Below are 20051 nucleotides of genomic sequence, written 5' to 3' on the forward strand. Positions count from 1 at the left end.
GTCCTTGTCCAGCTAACTTTGCCGAGTTAAACGTCGAGCGGCAAGCCTTGGCTGCCGGAAGAAAGCGCCTCGTCACGTAAGCCTTTGGCTCAGCTGTCGCGCTCGTTGGCATGACGGCCGACAAGGGTATCGACTGGCGGCACGCGGGTGTCATTTTCCATCTGCGCTTCGTGCTCCAGCTGGTGGCTGAAGCGTTCGAGGGAGTCTTGGGTGTGATGGGCGTCGCTGGCGAACACCGGCGCGCTCAGCATGTAGCTGCAGAGCAGCCGGCTCATTGCCGCGAGACTGTCGATATGGGTGCGCTCATAGCCGTGGGTGGCGTCGCAGCCGAAGGCTACGAGAGCGGTGCGAATGTCGTGACCTGCTTCGATCGCCGACTGGGCATCACTGTGGTAGTAGCGAAACAGATCGCGGCGCACCGGGATCTCGTGTTCACCGGCCAGCTTGAGCAGATGGCGCGACAAGTGGAAATCGTAAGGGCCGCCGGAATCCTGCATGGCCACGGTCACCGCATGCTCGCTGGAGGCCTGGCCCTTGGCCGCCGGCGCAATATCGATGCCGACGAACTCGCTGACGTCCCAGGGCAGGGCGCCGGCCGCACCTGAGCCGGTCTCCTCGGTGATGGTGAACAGCGGGTGCACGTCGATCGGCGGCTCGCGACCGCTTTCGACGATGGCCTTGAGGGACGCCAGCAGGGCGGCGACACCAGCCTTGTCGTCGAGGTGGCGAGCGCTGATATAGCCGCTTTCGGTGAATTCCGGCATCGGGTCGAAGGCGACGAAGTCGCCGACGTTGACCCCCAGCGCGCAGGTTTCGGCGTGGCTGTAGGTATAGGCGTCCAGGCGCAGCTCGACGTGATCCCAGCTGACCGGGGCTTCGTCCACTGCTGTGTTGAAGGCATGCCCGGAGGCCAGCAGTGGCAGCACACTGCCGCGGATCACGCCAGTATCGGTGAAAACGCTGACGCGGCTGCCTTCGGCGAAGCGGCTCGACCAGCAGCCGACGGGGGCCAGGCCGAGGCGGCCGGAGTCGTGAACCTCGCGGACGATCGCGCCGATGGTGTCGAGGTGCGCGGCGACTGCGCGGTCCGGGCTGTAGCGGCGACCCTTGAGCGTGGCGCGGATGGTGCCGCGGCGGGTCAGCTCGAAGGGGATGCCCAGTTCGGTCAGGCGCTCGGCGACGTAGCGCACGATGGTGTCGGTGAAACCGGTGGGGCTGGGAATGGCGAGCATTTCCAGTAATACCCGTTGCAGGTAGTTGAGGTCGGGTTCGGGTAGTTTTGCGGTCATGGAAACCTCCCGTTGACGGCGGCTTGCAGCCAGCCAATGAGATGAATGGGGAAAATTCGTAGGGCACCAGGGCGCCCTGGATCGACTGCCTGCCCGGCGCGAGGCTGGGCGGGGTCGCTCAGCCGGCGACGCTGAGCGGAAAGAGCAGGTCGATGAAGCGCTCGGCGGTCGGCTGTGGTTCGTGATTGGCCAGGCCGACGCGCTCGTTGGCTTCGATGAAGACGTACTCCGGCTGGTCCGGCGCCGGCACCAGCAGGTCCAGGCCGACCACCGGGATGTCCAGCGCACGGGCGGCGCGCACCGCGGCATCACTCAGCTCCGGATGCAGCTGAGCGGTGACATCCTCCAGCGTGCCGCCGGTATGCAGGTTGGCGGTACGGCGCACGGACAGGCGCTGGCCGGCGGGCAGCACGCTGTCGAATTCGAAGCCTGCGTCACGCAGGCAGCGCTGGGTTTCCTCATCCAGCGGAATATGACTTTCGCCGCCGGTGGCGGCCTGGCGCCGCCGGCTCTGCTTCTCGATCAGCGCGCCGATGCTGGTGCGACCGTCTCCTATGACTTCCGCTGGCCGGCGGATCGCCGCGGCGACCACCTCGTAGCCGATGACCACGATGCGCAGGTCCAGTCCCGGGTGGAAACTTTCCAGCAGTACGCGGCTGTCGAACTGCCGCGCGCGCTGGATGGCTTCCTCCATCTCGACGGCGTCGCGCAGGTCCACCGCTACCCCCATGCCCTGTTCACCGTCCACTGGCTTGACCACCACGCTGCCGTGCTCGGCAAGAAAAGCCGCGTTATCTGCCGGTGTGCCCGCCAGCTGCTGCGCCGGGAGGCGGATGCCTGCGTGGGAGAGGGTTCGGTGAGTCAGGCGCTTGTCCTGGCAGAGGGTCATGCTCACCGCCGAGGTCAGGTCGGAAAGCGACTCGCGGCAGCGCACCCGCCGGCCGCCCTGGGTCAGGGTAAACAGCCCGGCTTCGGCATCGTTGATCTCGATCTCGATGCCACGCCGGCGAGCTTCGTCGACGATGATCTTGGCGTACGGGTTGAGCTTGGCCTCCGGCCCCGGACCGAGGAACAGCGGCTGGTTGAAGCTGTTCTTGCGCTTGACGGTGAAGGTCTGCAGATCACGAAAGCCGAGCTTGGCGTAGAGCGCCTTGGCCTGCTGATTGTCGTGCAGCACGGACAGATCCAGATAAGCCAGGCCACGGCCCATGTAGTGCTCGATCAGATGGCGCACCAGCGCCTCGCCGACGCCGGGCCGCGGGCAACTGGGTGAGACTGCCAGGCACCAGAGGCTCGAGCCGTTCTCCGGATCATTGAAGGCGCGGTGGTGATCGATGCCCATCACGCTGCCGATGATCTGTCCGGAGGTTTCATCCTCGGCCAGCCAGTACACCGGGCCGCCCTTTTCGCGAGGCGTGCAGCGCTCCGGGTCGACCGGCATCATGCCGCGCGACTGGTACAGCCCGTTGATCGCATGCCAGTCCGCCTCGCTCTGTGCGCGGCGTACGCAGAAGCCGCGGAAGGGCTTCTGCGAGGGGCGATAGTCGCTGAACCAGATGCGCAGCGTGTCCGAGGGGTCGAGGAACAGCTGTTGTGGTGCGTAGGACAGCACCTGATGCGGCGCTGCGACATACAGCGCGATGTCACGCTCGCCGGCCTGCTCGTTGAGCAGTTCGGCCGCCAGCTGCGCCGGATCGGAATAAGTGTGGCCAACCAGGATGCGGCCCCAGCCGCAGTGCAGGGTCACCGGGCCGCAGGGCTCCTCGTGGCCGTCCTCCGCGAAGCGTGCCTGCAAGCGCTGGTAGGTCGGTGCCTGCCCGCGCAACAGACGCTGACCGTAGGCTTGGGACTTCTGCATGGTACGTTCCTTGATGCTAGGTCACGAAGCAGCGGGTCGCGGGGCGAAGTGTCCGCCCCTTGATGCAAGCCAACCGCAGCCGTTCGTGAGCGGGTTATCGGGGCTTTCGCGACAAGGCGAACTCATCGGCGGCCCCTAAAGGCCTTGCTCGCTCAACCATAGGTTGACCGCCGCCAGCTGCCAGAGTTTTGAACCGCGCAGCGGGGTGAGCTGGCCATCCGGATCCGCGAGCAGTTTCTCCAGCATCTGCGGGTTGTACAGCCCGCGCTCCTGGCTGGGGTCGAGCAGCATTTCGCGCACCCAGTTCAACGTGGCGCCCTGCAGGTGCTTGAGGCCCGGCACCGGGAAATAACCCTTGGGTCGGTCGATCACCGCGGCGGGGATCACCTGGCGTGCGGCTTCCTTGAGCACGTACTTGCCGCCTTCCGGCAACTTGAATTTCGCCGGAATGCGTGCCGACAGCTCGGCCACGCGATAGTCGAGAAACGGCGTGCGCGCCTCCAGGCCCCAGGCCATGGTCATGTTGTCGACGCGTTTGACCGGGTCGTCGACCAGCATCACCGTGCTGTCGATGCGCAGCGCCTTGTCCACCGCAGCCTCGGCTCCTGGCTGGGCGAAGTGCTGACGGACGAACTCGCCGGAGAAATCGCCCTTGACCCACTGCTGCTGCATGGTTTCGGCGTATTCCTCGTAGCTGCGGTCGCGGAACGCAGCGAGGTAGGCCGCCACCGGGTCCTCGGCGCCATCCACCTGCGGATACCAGTGGTAGCCGGCGAACAGTTCGTCGGCGCCCTGACCGCTCTGCACCACCTTGCAGTGTTTGGCCACTTCCCGCGAGAGCAGGTAGAAGGCGATGCAGTCGTGGCTGACCATTGGCTCGCTCATCGCCTGGAAGGCGGCCGGCAGCTGCTCGAGGATTTCCTTTTCCTGGATGCGCAGCTGATGATGGCGGGTGTTGTAGTGCTTGGCGATGAGGTCCGAGTACTTGAACTCGTCGCCGCGCTCGCCGCCGGCGTCTTCGAAGCCGATGGAGAAGGTCAGCAGGTTGTCGTCGACACCGGCCTCTCGCAGCAGGCCCACCAGCAGGCTGGAATCGACGCCGCCCGAAAGCAGCACACCGACGTCCACTGCAGCGCGCTGACGGATCGCCACCGCCTCGCGCATGGTGTCCAGGGTCAGGCTTTTCCAGTCCTCAAAGCTGTAGTCGCGTTCTTCCTCATGGGCGCCGAAGCGCAGGTTCCACCAGCGTTCGGTGGTGGTCGTGCCGTCGGCGTCGATACGCATCCAGCTGGCCGGCGGCAACTTCTCGATGCCGGCAATCAGCGTGTCCGGCGCCGGCACCACCGCGTGGAAGCTCATGTAGTGGTTCAGTGCCACCGGATTCAGCACGCCGGCGATATCGCCGCCCTTGAGCAGCGCCGGCAGCGAAGAGGCGAAGCGCAGGCGCTGGGCGGTACGCGACAGGTACAGCGGCTTGACGCCGAGACGGTCGCGGGCAATGAACAGTTGCTGACGGTCGCGCTCCCAGATGGCGAAGGCGAACATGCCATTCAGACGCGGCAGCAACGCCTCGCCCCAGGCGTGGAAGCCTTTGAGCAGTACCTCGGTGTCGCCTTCGGAGAAGAAGCGATAGCCGAGATTTTCCAGCTCGGCGCGCAATTCGGGATAGTTGTAGATGGCGCCGTTGAAGACCATCGACAGGCCGAGGGCCGAGTCGATCATCGGCTGGCCGGAGGCCTCGCACAGATCCATGATCTTCAGGCGTCGATGGCCAAGCGCCAGCGGCCCCTGGCTGTGAAAACCGCACGCGTCGGGGCCGCGCGCAGTCAGGTGTTGGGTGATGCGTTCAACCGCGGCCAGGTCGGCCGGGCGGTTATCGAAACGAAGTTCTCCAGCTATGCCACACATAAAGTCCTTACCGGTTTTGCCGTTGGGGAGTGTGACTGACCCGTCATCGTCGAAGTTCAGCTTTTCGGACCAGCGCAGCGGCGCTGGTTCAGACTCGATCGGGTCAGTCATCTTTTTACACCAAAGCAAAATAATGCTTTGATGTCAAAGTTAATGAGCCACATGAAAGCGTATTAATGGCTGAAGAAACCGTTTCAAATGAAAATAATCTTGCCGGGCTTCAGGCCTTCGAGATGCCGCTGTTCCAGGCCATGCGCCGACTGCAGCAGGACGCCGAGGTGCATGCCAAGCGGCTCGCCCGTTTCGGCGGCTTGAGTCCCGTGCAACTGATGATCCTGCAAGTGCTGGCCGGCGAAGGACAGATGACCGCCAGCGCCCTGAGCCGGCGCGTGAGCCTGACCGCCGCGACGCTGTCCGGGCAGCTGGATCGGCTCGAGGAACGCGGGCTGTTGCAGCGTCAGCGTGACGATCAGGATCGTCGCCGCCAGTGGCTGCTGCTCAGCGACAGCGGCCGGGAACTGCTGGAGGACGCGCCGGCGTTGCTGCCACCGGAGTTCCGCGCGCGGTTCGCCGCACTGCCGCAGTGGGAACGCCATGCGCTGACTGCCGCTTTGCTACGCGCCGCCGAGTTGTGCGGCGACATGGAGTGAAGCGACCTAGCGCGGGTTCTCCAGGCTCTTCACCGTCAGTTCCAGCGCCTTGCGCATGTCCAGTCGTGCCGAGCGGCCGACGTCGTTGTCATCCAGCCGATAACCGCGCTCGGACGGCAGGATCGGCGCGGTCAGGTCGTCCGCCTCGGCCGGCTCGAAGTCCGAATCGCGGCCGATGGTCATGGCGCTGCGGCGCAGCAGTTCACGCACCTGGTCGGGGGTGAGTTCCGGATTGACCGACAGCATGGCCGCTACCGCGCCGGCCACCAGTGGCGTGGCGTAGGACGTGCCGCAGTGCACGTCGCCGCGCTGCTCGGGGTCGAGGCTGGCGGCGCGGGTGCAAGCGGCGGCGGTGATGTCCACACGCATGTCGACATTCGACGACTTGCGTTTGCGCACGTAGTCCGGGTGCTGCACCGAAACCTCTTTCTTGGCGTTGCGCTCGTGGCCACCGACCACCAGCAGCTGCTCAGTGATGAAGGAGGAGGGCAGGCGGTAGTCGTCGCGGCTCGAGTGAGCGGAGCCGTTGCCGGCGGAATTGATCACCAGCACGTCGGGGTGCTCGCGGCGCAGCCAGAGGAAGAACTCTTCCAGCAACTCCTCGTAGCCGCTCATGGCGATGCCCGAGCGCAGCAGCGAATCCACCGGCTCGCCTTCCACGTCCAGCGTGCCGATGCGATGGATGCCCCAGCTCCAGTTGAGAATCCGTGCGCCATCTTCGACCAGATTCACCGAGGCCGCGACATTGGCGGTGATGCCGGCATCCGAGTTGCGCTCGACGATCACTTCGAAGCCCGGTCCGGTGCCGTCCAGCGAGGCGAGAAAGCCCTGGTCGCGGGCATCGCTGGCGTGCGCGGCGAGAATGCCGGTCACGCTGCTGCCATGGTTGTCCGGCTTGTCGGCGTCGCGGGCGTAGAGGCAGGTGCGCTGCTGCTGCGGATCGCAGGGCTGCAGGTATTCGGCGAAGTGCGGCGCGTCGAAGTCTACCGCGCGCTCGATGATGCCGATGCGCACCGGCTTGCGCTCGGCGGCGCGCTGGCCGTCCGGGATGCGTTCACGGTAGTAGTCGACCGCATCGAGGAAGCGGTTGGCGGCCCATTCGCGGTTCTGTTGACGCGGCTGCTTCGGCTGTTCCTGCTCCTCGTTTTCCGCAGCGGATTCCTCGATCACCACCGCATCCACGCCTTCCTCGCTGCCCAGGCGCAACACCATGGCATCGCGCTCGATCAGGTTGTCCACCGGCAGGCGCAGCTGATAGGTATTGAGCGGGGGGATGGCGCCGACCAGCTTCGCCCCATACTTCTCGGCCAGCTGCTGTGCCTTCGCCAGGCCTTCATGGTCTTCCTCGATGATCAGGCTGACCAGATCGACGTAGGTAGTCAGCCCGTCCATGTTGCGCGTCACCTCATCCGCCCTGGCGGCGACCACCTGGCTACGTCCGGCCGACAGCCAGACCGGATTGCTGCGCCGGCCGCCGTGCTCCAGCCACAGCGGGCCGCTGCGTAGCTCGTCAGGCGCGAGGGTCAGGCGCATGCGCTCGCCGTCGCGGCGGATTTGCTCGGCACGCAGCGGGCGACCGTCGAGCTTAAGCTCCACCTCGCTTTCCGGAAGTCCGCGGGTTCGAAGGCACCAGCTCAGCGCCTGCTTGGAGAACAGGTCACCGCATCGCTGCAGCTGGGTGATGCGCATGTCCTGATCGGCTGTAGCGGCTTGTGTCAGCAAGGCGCCCAGTAGGCCCAGGGCGATGACGGTCGAGCGGTATGCAGTCATGGTTCAGCGTCGTTGCAGGTAGTTCACGCTGAACAGTTCGCGCCGATCGGTCCACTGGCCACGGCAGTCGAAACCGGCTGTGGCCGCCAGCGCGACGAAGGATTCCAGCGTGTACTTGTAGGAGTTTTCCGTGTGCAGGCTTTCCCCGGCGTCGAAATGAAAGCGCCGGCCTTCGATGGTCACGTCCTGGGCCTCGGGGCTGATCAGATGCATCTCGATGCGCGATTCGTTCTCGTTGAAAAATGCTCGATGGACGAAACGCGACGGGTCGATGTCGCTGTCCAGCTCGTTGCGGATGCGCTGCAGCAGGTTGAGGTTGAAGGCGGCGGTCACGTGGGCGCGGTCGTTGTAGGCGGCCTCGAGCACGGCGCGCTCCTTGACCAGGTCGACGCCGATCAGCAGCCCGCCGCCGGCCGGCAGCACGTCGTGCAAACGCTGCAGGAAGGCCCTGGCCTCGGCGGGGGTGAAGTTGCCGATGCTCGAGCCGGGGAAGAACACCAGCGGGTGCTCGCTGGAGAAATCGTCCGGCAGGTTCAGCTCATGGGAAAAATCGGTACAGGCGGCATGCACCTCCAGCCAGGGGTAGTCCGCCGCCAGCCGTTGGGTGCTGCTGAGCAGGAAGTCCTCGGAGATGTCGATGCCCAGGTAGCTGGTCGGGTGCAGCGCCTCCAGCAGCAGGCGGACCTTGCGGCTGGCGCCGCTGCCCAGCTCGATCAGGTCGCTGTGGGGGCCGGCGATGTCGAGGATGTCGTTGGCCGCCTCGGCAAGGATCTGTTCCTCGGTGCGGGTGATGTAGTACTCCGGCTGTCGACATATCTGCTCGAACAGCTCGGATCCGCGCCGATCGTAGAAGAACTTCGGTGACGCCCACTTCGGTGTGGCGGCGAATCCGGCCAGGGTCTCGTCGCGCAACGAGGCCTCATGCGGCTGCTGCAGCTGATCGTGAAAATGAATCGCCAGGGCCATGCTCAGAGTCCTCGTGCCAGGCGCAGCCCGGCGAACTGCCAGCGCATCGCCGGCTGGAAGAAGTTGCGGTAGGTGACCCGCACGTGGGATTCCGGCGTGGCGCAACAGCCTCCGCGCAGCACCATCTGGCCGGACATGAATTTGCCGTTGTATTCACCCAGGCTGCCTTCCAGCGGGCGGAAGCCGGGGTAGGGCAGGTAGGCGCTGGCTGTCCATTCCCAGACATCGCCGAACAGCTGCAGCGGGCCGTCGTGGCCGGTGGGCGCGGCGACCGGTTGCAGGTAGTCGCTCTCGAGAAAGTTGCCACGTAGCGGCTGGTCGGCCGCCGCCATCTCCCACTCGGCCTCGCTCGGCAGGCGTGCGCCGGCCCAGCGTGCATAGGCATCAGCCTCGTAATAGCTGACGTGGCAGACCGGCGCTTCCAGGTCCAGCGTGAGCAGCCCGCCCAAGGTCATTTCATGCCAGGCTTCGTCTTCACGCAGCCAGTACAGCGGTGCGTTCCAGCCGGCCTGCTGGATCAGGTCCCAGCCGTCGGAAAGCCACAGCTCCGGCCGGGCGTAACCGCCGTCAGCGATGAACGACAGGTACTCGCCATTGGTTACCAGCCGTTCGGCAAGCTGGAAATCCTCGACGAACTGGCGATGCCGCGGTGTTTCGCAATCGAAGGCGAAATCACTGCCGGCATGGCCGATGTGCTGCACCCCACCGGCGTAGTCATACCAGCGGGGGCGCGCCGGGCGGCTCGGCAACGGGCTCGCCAGGTCGTCGCGATAGACCGGATGCAGCGGGTTCTGCGCCAGGATGTGCTTGATGTCCATCAGCAGCAGTTCCTGATGTTGTTGCTCGTGCTGCAAGCCCAGCCCGACCCGCCGGACGATCTCGGCGGCCTGCTCGCGAGGCGGGTTGGCTAGCAGCTCGCCGATTGCCTGGTCCACCTGCTCGCGGTAGCGATAGACCTCCTTCACCCCGGGGCGGGAAAGCATGCCGCGTCGAGCCCTGGGGAACGGCACGCCGTGGGTCTGGTAGTAGGAATTGAACAGAAAGTCGTAGGCCTTGTTCTGGCATCGATAGCTCGGCAGGTAGGGCAACAGCACGAATGTCTCGAAGAACCAGGTGACATGCGCCAGGTGCCATTTCGGCGGGCTGACCTCCGGCGTGCTCTGGATCACGTAATCCTCGATCTGCAGAGGCGCGCAGATCGCCTCGCTGGTCGCGCGCACCTGTCGATAGCGCTGCAGCAACTGATCGAGTTCGGCCAATGCCGGATGCGGCTGTTGTGCCAGGTTGCCCATGGCTGTCCCCCTAGGTTCTTGCGCGACCGAAACGGCCTCCCATAGCGACACGGGGCAAAGGGCAAAAGTTTCTGCCGGACGGGTAGGCCGTGGTGAAGAAATGCGCAATGCACGTGGTCACTCCCCGTATGAGCAAAGCAGGAGATCGAACGATGCGAAAGTCACTGGTCCTTTGTAGCGCGGCCGTTCTGGGGGCCTGCGGGCAGCACGACACCGCACCCTACACCGAGGCGGCGGGCGCGCCGAAAAGTACCGAGACCCGTGCGCTGGAGGCCGGCGCCCGTTTGCTGCAGGGCCAGGCGCCGCTGAACGCGGTCAGCGCCTATCTCAACGGCTTCCATTTCTACAACGGCGACATGAACGGACAGATGGAGGCGCATCACTATGTCACCCGTCTCAACGAGGAGGTGATGCAGGCGCTGATCTATGACGGCAACGGCCGCGACGCCAAGCTGATGGGCGTGGAATACATCATCAGCGCACGCCTGTTCGAAACGCTGCCGGAAGAGGAAAAGAAGCTCTGGCACAGCCATGACTATGAGGTGAAGTCCGGCACCCTGGTTGCGCCCGGCCTGCCTGAGGTGGCGGAGCGGCAGCTGATGGAGCAGGTGGTCAGCACCTACGGCAAGACCTGGCATACCTGGCACACCGATCGCGACAAGGAGCTGCCCTACGGTATTCCAGCGCTGATGATGGGCTTTACCGCCGACGGCCAGCTCGATCCGGCGCTGGAAAAGGCGCGCGATCGGCGTATTGGCGTGGATACCCGGGAGACCCGCCGCAACCGCCAATCGATTCCACAACCCTCGGTCGATCCTGCCGCCAATGCCTGGGAGAAGGGCGAGGTCATCCAGTTGCAGCGGGTGCGTGGCGCGGGTGAACACCGGCATGGCGATACGACCGGACCGGCGGAGATTCACGAGTCGGGCCGCCTGCAGCAACAGCAGCAACGCAGCGACCCGCGCTGAACGCCGTGCCTATGGCTTGTCCTGCAGCGGCGGTGTCGGGCGGATCAGGATTTCGTTGACATCCACATGGGCCGGTTGCGACAGCGCATAGACCACCGCTCGGCCGATGTCCTCCGGTTGCAGGGCGTAGGCCGGCGGCTCGTCGAACAGCGGCGTATCGACCATGCCCGGCTCGATCAGCGTGACCCGTACACCGCTGCCGCGCAGCTCCTCGCGCACGCTCAGGCCCATGCCGGTCACCGCCCATTTGCTGGCGCTGTACATCGAACCGGGAATGACGAAGCGCCCTGCCGCCGAGCCGGTGAGCAGCAGATGGCCGCGGCTGGCCTTGAGCGCGGCGAGTGTGCAGCGCAGCGTCAGCCCGACGCCGTAGACGTTGGTCAGCAGCATCTCCTTCCATACCGCCGGGTCGGCCGCGCTGAAGCCGCCTTCGCTGCCCGGTATGCCGGCGTTGGCGTAGACCGCATCGAGCTGGCCGAAGCGCTCCAGCACCTGCTGCACCATTGCCTGCTGTTCGGCGTAGTCGGTGACGTCGCAGCGGATGGCGATGGCGCGCTGCGGACCGATTTCATCGACCAGCCGCTGCAGCTTGTCCGCCGAACGCGCGGCCAGTGCCAGGCGATAGCCGGCCTTGGCGGCCTGGCGCGCGGTGGCCGCACCGATCCCGGAAGAGGCGCCGGTGATCAACAGAACGGGATCGCTCATGCCGCCTCCTCAGTAGTTCGGAGTGGTTTCCGGAATGGCGCTGGCGTCGGTGATGAAGGGCATCGTCCAGGGCTCCAGGGTGCAGCCCTTGTCGATCAGCTCCTGGCGGGTCTGCTCGATGACCTGGGCCATGCGCAGCGGGTCGGCGTAGTCGCGCACCTGCGCCACCCGGGCGAGTTCTTCGCCGCTGCCGTTCATCACGGTGAAACCGAAGCTGTCGTCTTCGGGGTTGGCGCTGGTCACGCAGCCACAGGGCAGAAAGGCTTCCGAGGCCAGTTGCATCGCGTTGTCCAGGCTCAGGGGCGTTGTGGTCATGATCGTCTCCGTTGCGTTGCCGTTGTCTGGAGTTGACCGCCATATGCCGGTGCCGTTTCCCCACAGCCGACCGGCTGTCGCTTGTGCAATGGCAGGCGCGGCACCATATTCATCGGCATGAGCATGCCTGCCCCCGATCCGCTGTGCCGCTTCCATCCCGCCGTGGCGGGCTGGTTTTCCCGCAGCTTTCCCGCTCCGACACCGGCTCAGGCGGCAGCCTGGCCGTTGGTGCGCGCTGGTCGCTCGACCCTGGTCGCCGCGCCGACCGGTTCGGGCAAGACACTGACCGCCTTTCTCGCCGCCATCGACGCGCTGGTGCAGCAGGGCCTGACCGAGGGCGGGCTGGTCGACGGCACCCAGGTGCTCTACGTGTCGCCGCTCAAGGCGCTGTCCAACGATATCCATATCAACCTGGAGCAACCGCTGGCCGGTATCGGCGCCGAGCTGCAACGACTAGGCGTGCCGCCGGTGGACATTCGCACCGCTGTGCGCACCGGCGACACGCCGCAGGCCGAGCGCAACGCGATGCGCAAGCGGGTGCCGCACATCCTGGTCACCACGCCGGAATCGCTCTACGTGCTGCTCGGCTCCGAGTCCGGGCGGCAGATGCTGCGCGATGTGCGCAGCGTGATTGTCGACGAGATCCACGCCATCGCCGGGAACAAGCGCGGCAGCCACCTGGCGTTGTCGCTGGAGCGGCTGGAGGCGCTCTGCGAACGGCCGCTGGTGCGCGTCGGGTTGTCCGCGACACAGAAGCCCATAGACGCGGTTGCGCGCTTTCTGGTCGGAACCGAGCGCCCTTGCGAGATCGTCGATATCGGCCATGGCCGCGCCCGCGACCTGGCGCTGGAAGTTCCGCCGGTGCCGCTGGAAGCGGTGATGAGCAACGATGCCTGGGCGCTGGTCTACGACCGCCTGGCCGCGCTGGCCGGCGAGCATCGGACCACCCTGGTGTTCGTCAACACGCGCCGCATGGCCGAGCGCACCACCCGCCATCTGGCCGAACGGCTGGGCGGCGCGGTGGTGGCGGCGCACCACGGCAGCCTGGCGCGCGAGCAGCGGCTGACGGCCGAGCAGAAGCTCAAACGCGGCGAACTGCGGGTGCTGGTGGCCACCGCCTCGCTGGAACTGGGCATCGATATCGGCGACGTGGAGCTGGTCTGCCAGCTCGGCTCGCCGCGCTCGATCGCCGCCTTCCTGCAACGAGTAGGACGCGCCGGTCACCAGGTGGCCGGCGTGTCCAAGGGGCGCCTGTTTCCCAGCTCGCGTGATGACCTGATCGAATGCGCCGCGCTCCTCGATGCCGTGCGCCGCGGCGAACTGGACACGCTGAGAATTCCCCCGGCGCCGCTGGACGTGCTGGCCCAGCAGATCGTCGCCGAGGTATCCAGCCGTGAATGGCAGGAGGACGCGCTGCTGGCGCTGCTGCGCCGTGCGATGCCCTATGCGGTGCTGGATGACGACACTTATCAGGCGCTGCTGAGGATGCTCGCCGAAGGCTATACCACTCGCCATGGGGCGCGCGGCGCCTATCTGCATCGCGACCTGGCGACCCGCAGCCTGCGCGGCCGCCGCGGCGGGCGGCTGACCGCGCTGACCTCCGGCGGCACCATCGCCGACAACTCCGACTACGCCGTGCTGCTGGAGCCGCAGGGGCTGAACATCGGCACGGTGAACGAGGACTTCGCCGTGGAGAGCCTGGCCGGCGACGTGTTCCAGCTCGGCAACACCTCCTACCGCATTCTCAAGATCGAGGCGGGGCGGGTGCGCGTGGAGGACGCCCAGGGCATGCCGCCAAGCATCCCGTTCTGGCTCGGCGAAGCGCCGGGGCGCAGCGACGAGCTGTCCTTCGCGGTCGCCCGCCTGCGCGGGGAAATCGACCAGCGCCTGGCCAGCGCCGAGTCGCAAGCGACCGAACGCCTGCAGCCGGTGATCGACTGGCTCGCCGAAACCCCGGGCATCCCCCGCGAAGCCGCGCAACAGATCGTCGAATATCTTGCCCGAGCACGTGCGGCGCTGGGCGCGTTGCCGACTCAGCGGCGGCTGATCATGGAGCGCTTCTTCGATGAGTCCGGCGGCACCCAGCTGGTGATCCACTCGCCCTATGGCAGCCGCATCAACCGCGCCTGGGGCCTGGCGCTGCGCAAGCGCTTCTGCCGCACCTTCAACTTCGAGCTGCAGGCGGCGGCCACCGAGGACGCGATCATCCTCTCGCTGTCGACCAGTCACAGCTTCGCGCTGGATGAGGTCTGGCGCTACCTGCATTCGGCCAGTGCCGAACAGGTTTTGATCCAGGCGCTGCTCGACGCGCCGCTGTTCGGCGTGCGCTGGCGCTGGATCGCCACTACCGCGCTGGCCCTGCCGCGCATGGCCGGCGGGCGCAAGGTGGCGCCGCAGCTGCAGCGGATGAAAAGCGAAGACCTGCTGGCCACGGTGTTCCCCGATCAGGTGGCCTGCCTGGAGAATATCGTGGGTGAACGGGAGATTCCCGACCACCCGCTTGTGCGCCAGACCCTTGATGACTGCCTGCACGAGGCCATGGACAGCGAGGGTTGGCTGGCGCTGCTGCGGCGCATGGAGAGCGGAGAGGTCGAGCTGCTTACACGTGACCTGCCGGCGCCCTCGCCACTGGCCATGGAAATCCTCGGTGCGCGCCCTTACGCCTTTCTCGACGACGCCCCGTTGGAAGAGCGACGCACCCAGGCGGTGCTCGCCCGTCGCTGGAGCGATCCGGAATCGGCCGACGACCTTGGCGCGCTGGACCCCGAGGCGATAGCGGCGGTGGGGGCGGAGGCCTGGCCGGAGGCGCGCAACAGCGACGAGCTGCACGAGGCGCTGACGGCGCTGGGCTGCATCGCCGAGGCCGAGGCGGCGGGGCAGCCGCACTGGCTGCAATGGCTCGCCGAGCTGGCCCGCGCGGGGCGGGCGACGCGCCTGCAGGTGGCTCACGACCGCGCGCTCTGGACCCCGCTGGAGCGCCTGGCCTGGCTGCGCTCGATCTATCCGCAGGCGGCCTGCGAGCCGCGTCTGCCATTGCCGGCCGGCTATGACCAGCTGCTCGACGAAGAAGAGGCGCTGGTGGAACTGATCCGCGCCCGCCTGAGCGGTTTCGCACCGCTGCCGGTGCCGCTGATCGCTCGGCCGCTGGCCCTGCCGGCCTCGGCGGTGGCGCTGGCGCTGACCCGCCTGGAGGCCCAGGGCTATGTGCTGCGCGGGCGCTTCAGCCCAGGAGCGAGCGAGGACGAGTGGAGCGAGCGGCACCTGCTGGCGCGCATCCATCGCTACACGGTCAAGCGCCTGCGCCGCGAGATCGAGCCGGTGGAGCTTGCCGACTGCATGCGCTTTCTCGCCGACTGGCAGCATCTGTCGGCGGGCACCCGCATGCAGGGGCGCGAGGCGCTGGACACACTGGTCGAGCAGCTGGAAGGCTTCCAGGCGGCCGCGACGGCCTGGGAAAGCGATTTGCTGCCGGCCCGTCTGAAGGATTACGGCAGCACCTGGCTGGATGAGCTGTGCCGCTCTGGTCGCATTGTCTGGGCGCGGCTGTCCGGTCGTCTCAAGGCCAGCGGCGGGCCGGTACGCGGCACGCCGATCGTGCTGTTGCCGCGGCGCCAGCTCGGTGCCTGGCATGCATTGGCCAGCGATGCGCCCGCGCCGGAACTGTCATCGCGGGCGCAGCGCGTGTTCGATTGCCTGCAGACCCATGGCGCGCTGTTCTTCGACGAACTGCAGCACGACGCCCATCTGCTGCGCAGCGAGCTGGAGGACGCCCTGGGCGAACTGGTGGCGGTCGGGCTGGTGAACGCCGACAGCTTCGCCGGCCTGCGTGCGCTGCTGACGCCGGCCAGCAAGCGCTCGCGCACTGCGCGGCGAACCCGCGGAGGCGCCTTCATCGGCGGCATGGCCGATGCGGGCCGCTGGGCGCTGGTGCGCAAACCCGCCGAGGCCGAGGAAGCGCCCGGCCGCTCCGGCTTTTCGGCTGAGGCGCTGGAGCATATTGCCCGCGTGCTGCTGCGCCGTTACGGCGTGGTGTTCTGGCGACTGCTGGCGCGCGAGGCGGACTGGCTGCCGCCCTGGCGCGAGCTGTTGCGGGTCTACCATCGGCTGGAAGCGCGTGGCGAGATTCGCGGCGGGCGTTTCGTCGCAGGCGTGGCGGGCGAGCAGTTCGCCTTGCCGGAAGCGCTGGCGCTGTTGCGCGAGGTGCGTAAGCGGCCGTTGGCGGACGAGCTGCTGGCGGTCTCGGCGGTCGATCCGCTGAATCAGTTGGGGACACTGTTGCCCGGCAGCAAGGTGCCGGCGCTGCCGGGCAACCACATCCTCTACCGCGATGGCGTGCCGCTGGCGGCGCTGGTGGCGGGCAAGCCGCAGTGGTTGCTCGAACTCGACGAGCCGGCGCAGCGCGAGGCCCTGCGCCGGCTGACCTCGACGGGGCGCTGAGGCCCGGTCGTCAGCCGGCCTGGGCCAGGCACTTCAGACTGCCGAAGTCGCTCTGCAGCTGCGTCAGCCGTCCGCTCAGATGGGCGCGCTGGCTTTCGTCGGCGAGGCGATGGAGGTCGGCCACCAAGTCCAGACCGGCCTGTTCTGCGCGTTGCAGCGCGGCGCGGTCGTCTTCGTTCAGCAGCGCTTCGCGATCCTGCAAGAGCCGAGCGATACGCTTATCGAAATCGGCGCCGTGGCGCTGCTCGACGGCGGCCAGCAGCATCGTCTGCCATTGCTCGCGGTTGCGCAGCCAGCGGCTATTCTGCTCGCTCAGTGTGTGCGCCCAGGCCAGCACGCGCTGGCGCTGCTGCGCGTTCAATGGGCCGAACCAGTACTGCAGGCGGTCCTGCATGCGCTCGGCGCGCTCGCGGATCTGCTGTTCCAGCGGGGGCTCGAGGTATTTCTCGCGGTGCTCGCGGCGGTTCTCGTCCAACGCTTCGCGCAGTTCCTCGACTTGCGCGTCGTTCAAGGCCCGCAGCAGATCGGTGGCGGTCGGCGTGACCTCCACGGCGATGCTGTGCATGGCATCGCGTACGCCGCGGTAGTGCGGCTCCAGATCGCTCGGCTCGAGTGGGCCGTCGGCACTGCTGTGCTCCAGCCGGTCGAGCCTGGCAAGGAGTTCCGGCAGCTGGGTGCTGCAGTGCCAGGCCAGGTGTTCGCGTAGTCGTTGGCGCAGTTCGCGCTGTTGGGTGCGGTCCAGATCCAGATAGTCGTTGAGCGTCCAGGGAATCAGCGTGTCGAGGTTGCGATAGACCAGCGTGGCGCGACTGCAGCCCGCCAGCAGCGTAGCGATCAGCAGCGTTAGCACAAGCAGTCGGGTGGTACGCATACTCGGTTCCTCGCGGTCGGCGCCTTTTCCGTAGAGCCAAGGCGCTGGCGGTGGTTCGATCGAAGAGGAGATCTGCTTGCCGGGGGCGAGCAAAGTTGGCCATGCCGTGGTCTTCAGAATAAGCGCCCGCCGCGTAGCGCGCGGCGGTGGACATTCCTACAGCAGTGGAGAGCAGCCATGAGCACTCAGATCAAGCATCTCAGCGGCGACGACGTACCCAAGGCCTGGCGCCCGACCTGGGCGGTGTGCTGGGTCGTGGAGCTGGACGGCACGATCATCGGTGGACCCTATGGCTCCGAGCAGGAAGCCCGTGCGGTGGCTGACGGCGAGCAGGAGCCACGCATCTTGCAGACCCCTGCACCGTAAGCGGCGCCGTCTGGAGCGGCGCAGCGAGTATCAATGACGGGTCAGCGGGCTTGCTCCAGGCAATGCTGCGGACAGGGGGCCTGGTATTCGGCGGCAGGCGGCGGCGGGGCGACCAGCTGGTCGACCAGTTCCAGCGACTTTTCGAACGACGGGTAACCGCTGCGCGCGACATCAAGCTCGCCATAGGCCTGGCGGTAGCCCTCCGCCCTTTCCGGATCGGCTTCGGCGAGCAGGTAGGGTTCCTGATAGATCTTGTAGAGCAACGCCACCGCATGTGGATGACCCTTGCGCTTGGCCTGCTCCAGCAGTTGCAGCACTTCGGACGGTTCCGGGCCCTGGCGGATCAGTAGCAGCGCCTGGTAGAACTCGGTTTCACCCCGCCGGTCGAGGCGCGCGCTGCGATCGAGCAGGGCCTGCGCCAGCTCGTAGCCATCCTCGTTGCCGACCGAAATCAGGATCTTCGCCTGCATCAGGTCGTTCTGGTAAAGCAGGCGCTCGGCTCGACAGCTGTCGCTCCAGACGCGATCGCAGGACTGGCTGGCGCAGCCGCCGAGGGCCAAAAACAGGCCGAACAGCAATGCCTTTTTCATGGCTGAATTGGTACTCCGTTCTCTTTTCGCCAGTATGCGGTGTGCCAGCTTCGATTCGCCAGTGGCGCTTACGTTCGCTCAGTATCTGGGGCAGGGCGCGCTCATCTCGTGCAGGCCGTAGCGCCTGAGCAGCTTGAGCCAGCGTGCGCTGTGGGGCAGGTCGGCAATCATCTGCTGCATGAATTGTGTGGTTTCGGCGGGCAGGCTGGCAGTCATCAGCAGATGGCGATCGAAGACATAGAGCGGCTTGGGCGAGACGTACAGCTGGTCCGCCGATGTCTCGGTCAGGCTATAGAATAGGCGGGAAGAGCGTGGCATGAGCACCACATCGATGCGCTCGGAGAGAAGCTTGTTCAGGTTCTGCAGGTCGCTGTGCACGTCTTCGCGGCGGATCAGTCCCTTGTCGATGTCGGGCTGCAACTCGCGGTAGCGGTGACCGAGGATGCCGCCCAGACGCTTGCCGTGCAGTGAGCGTGGCCCATCGTAGTCGACCGGTGCGTCACGGCGGGAAACGAAATCCTGGATGTCGCAGAGCAGCGGAGGCGTCCAGCTGGCGCCGGTGGTCAGGTGTTCGGGAAAGAATTCCGGCGTGGCCCAGAGCAGGATGCCTGGCTCGTTGGCGGCGAGCCGGGCGTCGAGTCGCTTGCGTGGCAGCTGACTCAGGCGAAACTCGAAACGATCCTGATTGCTCGGGTGTTCATTGAGCAGCTCTACCAGCGCTTCGGAGAGCCCGCGGCCCTGCCCGGAGGCGAACGGAGGAGAGGGCTGGTACGCCCAGACGGCGACGGGCTCGGCTGCCAGTGCCGGAGCTGAAAAGCAGATCAACAGCCAGAGCAGAAGAGTCCGCATCACGATCCTGTGTTCGGGTGAGATGTCGTGGCGATTTGCCGCGATACGCGGCAAAGACTGGTTCACAGTTGCCCGTTAGGCAAGTGCGCTCCGCCGACCGGCGCTGCGGGCGGGCTCGGGCCGAGGCGTCAGAAGCGTTCGTGCTCGCCGAGGAAGCGCCAATGCCCCACCGGCAGCTTGGCCATCGACAGCCGGCCGATGCGGATGCGCTTGCTGGCGATGACGCGCAGGCCGATGGCCTCGCAGAGCATGCGTACATCACCCGGCGCGGGCTCCTTGACCACCACGCGCAGGCGGCTCTCGCTCTGCCAGCTGACCTTGGCCTTGGGCAGGATCTTGCCACGATGACCGATGCCCTTGGCCAGCAGCGCCAGGCCGCCTTCTTCGGCCTCGCCGGTGACTTCGACGATGTATTCCTGCTCCGGTTTGTCCCGTGCAGCGGTCAGCACACGGATCACTTCGCGCTGCTGAGTGAAGATCGCCAGGCCGCTGGCGTCGTCATCCAGCGGCAGCAGATGGTGTTGCCGTAGCAGGTGACGTTGCAGTGGCTCGATGCGGTTGGGATCGTCCTGCCAGTGTTCGCCATCCAGCAGCACCTGGCGGATGCGTTCCGCCTCGGCACCGATCGCCAGGCCGGCCGGCTTGTGCAGCAACAGGGTAACGGGGGCGACTTCGCGGGCAATGGCGCCTGCCTTCAGCTCGATGCGCTGTTCGGGCCCGACCTTGACGAAGGGCGCTTCGATCAGCTCGCCGTCGACGGTGACCCAGCCGCCCTCGACATACAGCTCGGCCTCGCGCCGGGAACAGCCGAATTGCTCGGCGACGCGTTTGGCAAGGCGCACGGGGTCGGTCATGGGATGCTCGAAAAGGATCAGGAGGGAGGCGGAACGCGGCGAGCCATGGAACGGCTCGCCGAAAGCGGTTCGGATCAGTCGATCACTTCTTGCTGATGGTGATCTGGCGGGACGGGCCTTGGGTCTGGCCGCTCACGCCATTGGGGATGGTCTGGATTTCGCCGCCAGCCTTGAGAAAGGCTGCCATCTGTGCGGCAAGGGATTGGCTGGTTTCGGTAGCAGGTTCGGGCTTGCGCTTGGCGGTGGTGGTCTTGGTGGCCATGGATCGCTTTTCCTTCAATCAGTCGAACCGGGCATTATACAGATTTGATCAAATTTTGTTCAGATTTTTACAGGTGGTCATTTCCTGAAGCGTTTTCGCAA

General features: G+C 66.4%; 17 protein-coding genes. 4 read left to right on the plus strand and 13 right to left on the minus strand.

The window, feature by feature from the left end; all coding sequences use genetic code 11:
• Positions 1–89: 89 nt before the first annotated feature.
• From OUY36_RS07375 to OUY36_RS07385, 3 genes are all read right to left on the minus strand, one after another.
• Positions 90–1289 (minus strand): osmoprotectant NAGGN system M42 family peptidase, encoded by a 1200-nt coding sequence (locus OUY36_RS07375; RefSeq protein WP_110777704.1) that lies wholly within the window; start codon positions 1287–1289, stop codon positions 90–92.
• Between the two features lie 118 nt (positions 1290–1407).
• On the minus strand, positions 1408–3147 hold the full coding sequence (gene ngg, locus OUY36_RS07380) for an N-acetylglutaminylglutamine synthetase (RefSeq protein WP_102840793.1): 1740 nt from the start codon (positions 3145–3147) through the stop codon (positions 1408–1410).
• A gap of 135 nt (positions 3148–3282) precedes the next feature.
• Complete coding sequence (locus tag OUY36_RS07385) at positions 3283–5055, minus strand: N-acetylglutaminylglutamine amidotransferase (RefSeq protein WP_267932865.1); 1773 nt, start codon at positions 5053–5055, stop codon at positions 3283–3285.
• A gap of 176 nt (positions 5056–5231) precedes the next feature.
• Here OUY36_RS07385 and OUY36_RS07390 point away from each other — a divergent pair, with 176 nt between their 5' ends.
• Positions 5232–5705 carry a MarR family winged helix-turn-helix transcriptional regulator gene (locus OUY36_RS07390; protein ID WP_208217755.1) on the plus strand — a complete coding sequence of 158 codons (474 nt, stop codon included), beginning with the start codon at positions 5232–5234 and terminating at the stop codon, positions 5703–5705.
• A gap of 6 nt (positions 5706–5711) precedes the next feature.
• Here the strand turns inward: OUY36_RS07390 and OUY36_RS07395 are convergent, their stop codons facing one another.
• The 3 genes from OUY36_RS07395 to egtB are packed head-to-tail and all read right to left on the minus strand — an operon-like array spanning position 5712 to position 9733.
• Positions 5712–7475 (minus strand): S8/S53 family peptidase, encoded by a 1764-nt coding sequence (locus OUY36_RS07395; protein WP_267932451.1) that lies wholly within the window; start codon positions 7473–7475, stop codon positions 5712–5714.
• 3 nt (positions 7476–7478) lie between these two features.
• Entirely contained in the window at positions 7479–8441 is a 963-nt protein-coding gene (gene egtD, locus OUY36_RS07400; RefSeq protein ID WP_267932452.1) for an L-histidine N(alpha)-methyltransferase, read from the minus strand.
• A 2-nt stretch (positions 8442–8443) separates the two neighbouring features.
• Positions 8444–9733, minus strand: a complete 1290-nt coding sequence (egtB, locus tag OUY36_RS07405) for an ergothioneine biosynthesis protein EgtB (protein ID WP_267932453.1) — start codon at positions 9731–9733, stop codon at positions 8444–8446.
• A 152-nt stretch (positions 9734–9885) separates the two neighbouring features.
• Between egtB and OUY36_RS07410 the strand changes: the two genes are divergently transcribed.
• Positions 9886–10701, plus strand: coding sequence for an OBAP family protein (locus OUY36_RS07410; RefSeq protein WP_267932454.1), 816 nt, complete (start codon positions 9886–9888; stop codon positions 10699–10701).
• A 9-nt stretch (positions 10702–10710) separates the two neighbouring features.
• Here the strand turns inward: OUY36_RS07410 and OUY36_RS07415 are convergent, their stop codons facing one another.
• Together OUY36_RS07415 and OUY36_RS07420 are read right to left on the minus strand one after the other, a co-directional pair.
• A complete protein-coding gene (locus OUY36_RS07415; RefSeq protein ID WP_267932455.1) occupies positions 10711–11406 on the minus strand; it encodes an SDR family oxidoreductase in 696 nt (231 codons plus the stop codon).
• 9 nt (positions 11407–11415) lie between these two features.
• The gene (locus OUY36_RS07420) at positions 11416–11721 is read right to left on the minus strand and encodes a hypothetical protein (protein ID WP_013982271.1); all 306 of its coding nucleotides are present in this window, start codon (positions 11719–11721) and stop codon (positions 11416–11418) included.
• A gap of 117 nt (positions 11722–11838) precedes the next feature.
• Between OUY36_RS07420 and OUY36_RS07425 the strand changes: the two genes are divergently transcribed.
• Positions 11839–16158, plus strand: coding sequence for a DEAD/DEAH box helicase (locus OUY36_RS07425; protein WP_267932456.1), 4320 nt, complete (start codon positions 11839–11841; stop codon positions 16156–16158).
• A gap of 10 nt (positions 16159–16168) precedes the next feature.
• On the opposite strand, the gene OUY36_RS07430 is transcribed toward OUY36_RS07425, so the two are convergent.
• Positions 16169–17029 (minus strand): DUF6279 family lipoprotein, encoded by an 861-nt coding sequence (locus tag OUY36_RS07430; RefSeq protein WP_267932457.1) that lies wholly within the window; start codon positions 17027–17029, stop codon positions 16169–16171.
• A 177-nt stretch (positions 17030–17206) separates the two neighbouring features.
• On the opposite strand from OUY36_RS07430, the gene OUY36_RS07435 reads away from it, so the two are divergent.
• On the plus strand, positions 17207–17395 hold the full coding sequence (locus tag OUY36_RS07435) for a hypothetical protein (protein WP_063541407.1): 189 nt from the start codon (positions 17207–17209) through the stop codon (positions 17393–17395).
• 41 nt (positions 17396–17436) lie between these two features.
• Here the strand turns inward: OUY36_RS07435 and OUY36_RS07440 are convergent, their stop codons facing one another.
• From OUY36_RS07440 to OUY36_RS07455, 4 genes are all read right to left on the minus strand, one after another.
• Positions 17437–17985, minus strand: coding sequence for a hypothetical protein (locus tag OUY36_RS07440; RefSeq protein ID WP_063541409.1), 549 nt, complete (start codon positions 17983–17985; stop codon positions 17437–17439).
• A gap of 78 nt (positions 17986–18063) precedes the next feature.
• On the minus strand, positions 18064–18834 hold the full coding sequence (locus OUY36_RS07445) for a PAAT family amino acid ABC transporter substrate-binding protein (RefSeq protein WP_208217763.1): 771 nt from the start codon (positions 18832–18834) through the stop codon (positions 18064–18066).
• A 128-nt stretch (positions 18835–18962) separates the two neighbouring features.
• A complete protein-coding gene (locus OUY36_RS07450) occupies positions 18963–19688 on the minus strand; it encodes an RNA pseudouridine synthase (protein WP_267932458.1) in 726 nt (241 codons plus the stop codon).
• 82 nt (positions 19689–19770) lie between these two features.
• A complete protein-coding gene (locus OUY36_RS07455; protein ID WP_267932459.1) occupies positions 19771–19950 on the minus strand; it encodes a hypothetical protein in 180 nt (59 codons plus the stop codon).
• Positions 19951–20051 lie beyond the last annotated feature (101 nt).

The organism is Stutzerimonas sp. R40042, from assembly GCF_026642215.1.
Taxonomy (GTDB): Bacteria; Pseudomonadota; Gammaproteobacteria; order Pseudomonadales; family Pseudomonadaceae; genus Stutzerimonas; species Stutzerimonas frequens.

What these genes read in the sequence shown, in the direction of transcription:
- OUY36_RS07375 (WP_110777704.1), bottom strand. Translation starts at nt 1,289, where the DNA reads ATGACCGCAAAACTACCCGAACCCGACCTCAACTACCTGCAACGGGTA.
- ngg (WP_102840793.1), bottom strand. Translation starts at nt 3,147, where the DNA reads ATGCAGAAGTCCCAAGCCTACGGTCAGCGTCTGTTGCGCGGGCAGGCA.
- OUY36_RS07385 (WP_267932865.1), bottom strand. Translation starts at nt 5,055, where the DNA reads ATGTGTGGCATAGCTGGAGAACTTCGTTTCGATAACCGCCCGGCCGAC.
- OUY36_RS07390 (WP_208217755.1), top strand. Translation starts at nt 5,232, where the DNA reads ATGGCTGAAGAAACCGTTTCAAATGAAAATAATCTTGCCGGGCTTCAG.
- OUY36_RS07395 (WP_267932451.1), bottom strand. Translation starts at nt 7,475, where the DNA reads ATGACTGCATACCGCTCGACCGTCATCGCCCTGGGCCTACTGGGCGCC.
- egtD (WP_267932452.1), bottom strand. Translation starts at nt 8,441, where the DNA reads ATGGCCCTGGCGATTCATTTTCACGATCAGCTGCAGCAGCCGCATGAG.
- egtB (WP_267932453.1), bottom strand. Translation starts at nt 9,733, where the DNA reads ATGGGCAACCTGGCACAACAGCCGCATCCGGCATTGGCCGAACTCGAT.
- OUY36_RS07410 (WP_267932454.1), top strand. Translation starts at nt 9,886, where the DNA reads ATGCGAAAGTCACTGGTCCTTTGTAGCGCGGCCGTTCTGGGGGCCTGC.
- OUY36_RS07415 (WP_267932455.1), bottom strand. Translation starts at nt 11,406, where the DNA reads ATGAGCGATCCCGTTCTGTTGATCACCGGCGCCTCTTCCGGGATCGGT.
- OUY36_RS07420 (WP_013982271.1), bottom strand. Translation starts at nt 11,721, where the DNA reads ATGACCACAACGCCCCTGAGCCTGGACAACGCGATGCAACTGGCCTCG.
- OUY36_RS07425 (WP_267932456.1), top strand. Translation starts at nt 11,839, where the DNA reads ATGAGCATGCCTGCCCCCGATCCGCTGTGCCGCTTCCATCCCGCCGTG.
- OUY36_RS07430 (WP_267932457.1), bottom strand. Translation starts at nt 17,029, where the DNA reads ATGCGTACCACCCGACTGCTTGTGCTAACGCTGCTGATCGCTACGCTG.
- OUY36_RS07435 (WP_063541407.1), top strand. Translation starts at nt 17,207, where the DNA reads ATGAGCACTCAGATCAAGCATCTCAGCGGCGACGACGTACCCAAGGCC.
- OUY36_RS07440 (WP_063541409.1), bottom strand. Translation starts at nt 17,985, where the DNA reads ATGAAAAAGGCATTGCTGTTCGGCCTGTTTTTGGCCCTCGGCGGCTGC.
- OUY36_RS07445 (WP_208217763.1), bottom strand. Translation starts at nt 18,834, where the DNA reads ATGCGGACTCTTCTGCTCTGGCTGTTGATCTGCTTTTCAGCTCCGGCA.
- OUY36_RS07450 (WP_267932458.1), bottom strand. Translation starts at nt 19,688, where the DNA reads ATGACCGACCCCGTGCGCCTTGCCAAACGCGTCGCCGAGCAATTCGGC.
- OUY36_RS07455 (WP_267932459.1), bottom strand. Translation starts at nt 19,950, where the DNA reads ATGGCCACCAAGACCACCACCGCCAAGCGCAAGCCCGAACCTGCTACC.